Source organism: Candidatus Neomarinimicrobiota bacterium (assembly GCA_041862535.1).
Classification (GTDB): Bacteria; Fidelibacterota; Marinisomatia; order SCGC-AAA003-L08; family TS1B11.
The window spans coordinates 1-5,586 of sequence record JBGVTM010000186.1 but is presented as its reverse complement, the minus strand read 5'-3'; the positions used below and the strand labels follow the sequence as shown (position 1 = coordinate 5,586).

Sequence of the window (5,586 nt, the reverse complement as noted above, 5' to 3'; positions counted from 1 at the left end):
TAGTATATGACCTCCTGGGTCGCGAAGTGAAAAGGCTGGTGAAGGATTACCGCCCGGCGGGGAAGTACCAGGCCATCTGGAATGCCGGGGATAATTATGGGCGCCAGGTGAGCGCCGGCATATACTTCTACCGGATACAAGCAGGCAGCTTTATCGAGACCCGTAAGCTGGTGGTTTTGAAATGATCCCTGGCCTTTTAATGGCCGGTCCTGCGGATTGATCTAGCGCCCACACTGTACCAACTTTCTGCCAGCCCTTGCTCAACTCTCCACCACGCGGGATGGCGTCCTCAAAACAGAATCCCTCTTGACAGCCGCTCTCCATTGTAGCGGTGACCACCCATTCTGTAACATGACTGTGGAAAACATGGCCCGTGTGCATTGCGGTGGTCTTGCATGCCGCCTAACTTAGACCATCGATATTTCCAATTTTGACAGGAGTCCAATCATGAAACACTGGTTACTATTAGCGGCCCTGCTGGTTGCTATGATCCCGGTGGCAGGGGAGCAGAAGCGGGCCATTACTCATGATGACTTTTTCAATATCAAGCAGGTGAGTGATCCGCAAGTCTCGCCCGATGGTCTGTGGATCGCGTATGTGGTCACCGAGTACGACAAGCCGGCCAATACGAGTAACAGTGATATCTGGCTGGTTTCCATCAACGGCGATGAGCCCAGGCGGTTGACGGATGATCCCGAGTCTGACCGGCATCCCCGATGGTCGCCAGACGGCACCCGACTGGCCTTCACATCGTCCCGGGATGGTACACCCCAGGTTTACGTGCTCATTGTGGCTACCGGTGAGGCACGTAAGGTGACGACCCTGGCGGCAGGTGCTGGCGGAGCGATTTGGTCCCCCGATGGTCAAAGCTTGGCCTTTACCTCCGATGTCTTCACGGAGCTGGAGGGCGAGAAGGCCCAGGCCGCCCGGCTGCAGGAGCTGGAAGATAGCAAGGTCAAGGCCAGGATTACCGATCGACTCCTTTACCGCCATTGGAACCAGTGGACCGACCGAACCCGTAGCCACGTGTTCGTCCAATCAGTGACCGATGGATCGGCTCAGGACGTAACGCCCGGGGACTACGACACGCCTCCTATCAGCCTGGGCGGGTATCAGGATTATGTCTTTTCCCTGGACGGCGGCCAGATCTGCTACGTGAAAAACATCGGCCCGGTGGTAGCTGTGAGCACCAATAATGATATTTTCCTGGTGGAGCTTACTACGGGCGCCGTTAAACGGCTCACAGAGAACCCGGCCAATGATAATTACCCGCAGTACTCCCCTGATGGCCGTTACCTGGCCTATCGGGCCCATGCGCGGGCGGGCTTTGAGGCGGATAAATACCGCCTCCTGCTACGGGAGATAGCTACCGGCAAGGTCATTGATCTCACCGGCCACTACGACCGGTCAGTGAGCCAATATGTCTGGGCACCGGGAGGCGACGGTATCTACTTCAACGCCGCCGACGAGGGCCGGAGTGCCATTTTCTATGTGGACCTAGTGTCTAAAGAGGTAACTCGTCTTACTGAAGGCAGCTATAATACCTCCCTGCAGATTACCCCCGACGGGCAAAACCTGGTTTTTCTACGCCAGAGTATGCACTCGCCCCCGGAGATTAGGAAGCTGAATCTCACCTCCGGGGAGGAGGTACAGTTGACCCATACCAATGACGACGTATTGGCCCAGCTGGACATGAATCCGGCGGAGGAGTTCTGGTATAAGGGTGCCGGGGGGACCAGGGTGCACGGTTTTCTACTTAAGCCGCCCCACTTTGATCCCAGCCGCAAATATCCCCTGCTGTTCCTGGTACACGGTGGGCCCCAGGGTGCCTGGAGCGACTATTTCCACTACCGATGGAATGCCCAGTTGTTTGCCGCTCCGGGCTACGTGGTAGTGATGCTTAATCCCCGGGGCAGCACCGGCTACGGCCAGCGGTTCACCGATGAAATCTCGGGTGACTGGGGCGGAAAGGTCTACAAGGACCTCATGCGGGGGCTGGACTACGTCTTGGGGGCCTACAATTTCATCGATCCTGATCGCTTGGCGGCGGTCGGCGGCTCCTACGGCGGCTACATGATGAACTGGTTCGCCGGGCACACCGATCGCTTCAAGACTCTGGTCAGCCACGCCGGAGTCTTCAACCTCACGAGCATGTACCTGCATACCGAAGAGCTGTGGTTCCCCGAGTGGGAGTTCCGGGGCACACCTTGGACCAATCCCAGCATGTACCGCAAGTGGTCGCCGCACCAGTTCATCGACAAGTTCAAAACACCCATGCTGGTGATCCACGGTGAGCAGGACTTCCGGGTACCCATCAGCGAGGGACTACAGACCTTCACCGCGTTGCAGAAGATGGGCGTACCATCAAGGCTGCTCTATTTCCCCGATGAAGGGCACTTTGTGCTCAAGCCGCTCAACAGCGAGCTGTGGTACGAGACGGTCTGGGATTGGCTCGCCACATACCTGCAGTAGAGGCGGTAATCCGGGGATTGATGGCTGCCCCGTGGCTCGGCCAGGCCATTGCTCGTCACAGGTGACGCAGAGCACTATTAGAAACATCGTATATCCTCTTTCTTTACTGGATGATGGGGTTGGGTCGGAAGAATCCTAACGCTCAAAGGTAGGAATTTTATATGCTTAAATATACCTTCATTGTTCCGGCCGTTCTGTTTTCGCTGCTGATTTCGCTGCTGACCGCTGTATGCGGCCAGAACGTGCTGATTGTTTATTACAGTGTCCAGGGCCACACGGCGGCTATGGCGGAGGCAGTAGCGGAGGGCGCCCGTTCGGTGTCCGGGGCAGCGGTTAAACTGCTTCCCGTTGATAAAGCCACTTACAGCGATGTGCTGGCAGCGGAAGCTATCATCCTCGGCAGCCCGGTGCATAATGCCAATGTGGCACCACCGATTCAACAGTTCATCAACAGCTGGCCAATTGCAGGGCAGCCGTTGAAGGACAAGATCGGTGCCGCTTTCGTTACCGGTGGGGGCATTTCCGCCGGGGAGGAACTGACCCAGCTGAACCTCCTGCACACCATGCTGATCTTCAATATGATCGTGGTTGGGGGGCCGACGTGGCAGCAGGCTTTCGGTGCCTCCGGTATTACAGGCGAGGCGCCCTTCAACGATGAGCAGGTAGAGGGGCTTGTCCAGCCGCAGTTTCTAGCCAAAGGCGAGGCCTTAGGCAAGAGGGTAGCCGAATTGGCAGGCAGATTGAAGTAGGTACACTGAGCCGGCCCCTGACGCCTGAGCCCCACCAGGCTTGTATCCGGCGCGGTGAGGTCGGATATGACCGATCAATAGGGCCAGACGACGGTTCCTGGAGGAGCTTTGCGGCGAAGCGAGCGCAGTCATGAGGGTGTCTTCGCCAGCCGATATAAATCCTGATATGAATGAGCGGAGGTAAGGAATATGCTGATTTTGTTGCATTTCGATTCTGGCTAATCCATATTTGGCATGATATATCGTGATCTACTGGTAAGAAACTATAAAAGCGGCTGGTTCAGGCGCGAAGTGAGTGGAATCGCTCCTGGTACCCTGTCTGGGTCATAGGTCAGGTAGTTTACCCCTGTACTCGCTTGGGCTAGTGGTATTAAAACCAGCATCGTTGTGTTAGCTTAGTCCTAGCCCTGTCCCAATTGGGAGCTGGTGGGATTAAATAGTATCCTGTGAGGAACATCATGATAGCGTTTCCTGATAAATTGGTCCGATTCTTTGCGGCGCCGGTTTTTGATGACCGTAACAAGACACGCACTGCTGGGTTGCTCAATACGGTCCTATGGGGTGGATTGCTCTTGGCGTCTGCAGCTGGTATGGTAAATGTCTCTATCTCGCCTCGTCCATTCCCCCAATTTATCGCCGCTTGTGCCCTCATCATCTGGCTGGCGGTACATTTATTTCTTTTTCGCCGGGGATTTATCCGACTCGTCAGTCGGCTGCTTCCGCTAACCGCGTGGTTCATGATCACCGGACTGGTCCTATTTTCCGGAGGGATTGAATCTCCTAACCTTGCCGGCTACATCCCGCTCATGTTGGGTGTTGGTCTTCTCTTTGGTTTGCGCTATGGTATTGGTGCCGCCGTCGTAAACACCCTGGCCGGACTAGGTATGCTCGCTGCCCAGACGCGCAATTTTTTACCCGAGCAATTGCTCATCTATAAGCCAGTTAATGTGTGGGCGGTCTATATTCTCTGGTTCACACTGACAGTGGCTTTGATCCATGTCGGGACGAAGGAGATCACTGAGGCCTTACGCCAAGCCCGCCGCTATGCCCGCCGGCAAGCATCCATCGCCGAGCAGCAAGCTGCTATCGCCAGGTTCGGCCAGATGGCCTTGGAGACGACCGATCTTACCAGCTTATTCAACCAGGCTGGAGCATCTATGGGCGATATTCTCGATATGAAATATTGCATGATACTGGAGCTATTGCCCTCGGGGGACGAGTTTCTACTAAGGGCCGGGGTTGGCTGGAGGGAGGGACTCGTGGGCCAGGCTACTGTCGAAGCAGGAGAACACTCCCTGGCCAGCTATACCTTGCTCCAGGATGCACCGGTAATTGTGGAAGATCTGCGGAGCGAAGGCAGGTTCACCGCGCCGCAGCTGCTGAGCGACCATCACGTGATCAGCGGGATGAGTGTGGTCATTAGATCCCTTGAGCAACCTTTTGGTGTCATCGGCGTCTATACTGCCCAGCGGCACAGTTTTACGGATGATGAGATGTATTTCCTGGATGCTATCGCCAACATACTGGCCACTGCCATTGAGCGCAGACAGGCCGAGGAAATGGTGCGGGAAAGTGAGGGGAAATACCGCAACATCTTGGAGAACATTGAGGAGGGTTACTTCGAGATTGATCTTGCCGGGAACCTCACTTTTTTTAACGACTCGATGTGCCGTATAGCAGGACTTCCCCGGGAAGAGTTAATGGGAATGAATAACCGCGATTATACTTCTCCGGAGACCGCAAAAAGGATGTATGAGGTTTTTAATGCCATCTATCGGACGGGAAAACCGGCAAAGGTGATGGACTATGAGGTTATCAGAAAGGATGGGATCAGAAGGATTCTGGAGATGTCCGCGTCCCTGCGGCGGGACCCGTCGGGTGAACCGATGGGTTTTCGAGGTGTTGTCCGTGATGTTAGCGAGCGCAAGCAGGCCGAGGAAGCCCTGCGAGTAAAAGATAGCGCCATAACATCGTCCATCAGCGCCATTGCTATCTCTGACCTGGATGGGATTCTGACCTACGTAAATCCCTCTTTTATTCAAATGTGGAGCTATGATGATGAAACGGAGATCCTGGGAAAGTCTAGTATGGCATTCTGGCAGGTGAAAGAGAAGGCTGTAGAGGTAATCGAGGCACTGCGTAAGAAGGGGAGTTGGGTCGGTGAATTGGTTGCCAGAAGAAAGGATGACTCGCCGTTCGATGTCCAACTCACGGCAAACATGGTAAACGATGAGACCGGAGAGCCTATCTGCATGATGGCTTCTTTCGTAGATATCACCGAGCGCAAGCGGGCTGAGGAGGAATTGGCTTGGGAACATCACCTTTTTCGTACTTTAATGGATAACGTTCCTGATCACATTTATTT

General features: G+C 54.9%; 4 protein-coding genes. All 4 read left to right on the top strand.

Going from position 1 to position 5,586, the window contains the following annotated elements:
* The coding region (locus ACETWG_06740) for a T9SS type A sorting domain-containing protein (GenBank protein ID MFB0516285.1) at positions 1–185 on the top strand (185 nt) is incomplete at its 5' end.
* Positions 186–447: 262 nt separating this feature from the next.
* Positions 448–2,472: an alpha/beta fold hydrolase gene (locus ACETWG_06735; GenBank protein MFB0516284.1), complete on the top strand. Its 2,025-nt coding sequence runs from the start codon at positions 448–450 to the stop codon at positions 2,470–2,472.
* Positions 2,473–2,633: 161 nt separating this feature from the next.
* Complete coding sequence (locus ACETWG_06730; protein ID MFB0516283.1) at positions 2,634–3,221, top strand: flavodoxin family protein; 588 nt, start codon at positions 2,634–2,636, stop codon at positions 3,219–3,221.
* Positions 3,222–3,679: 458 nt separating this feature from the next.
* Positions 3,680–5,586: PAS domain S-box protein (locus tag ACETWG_06725; GenBank protein MFB0516282.1), on the top strand; the 1,907-nt coding region annotated here is incomplete at its 3' end.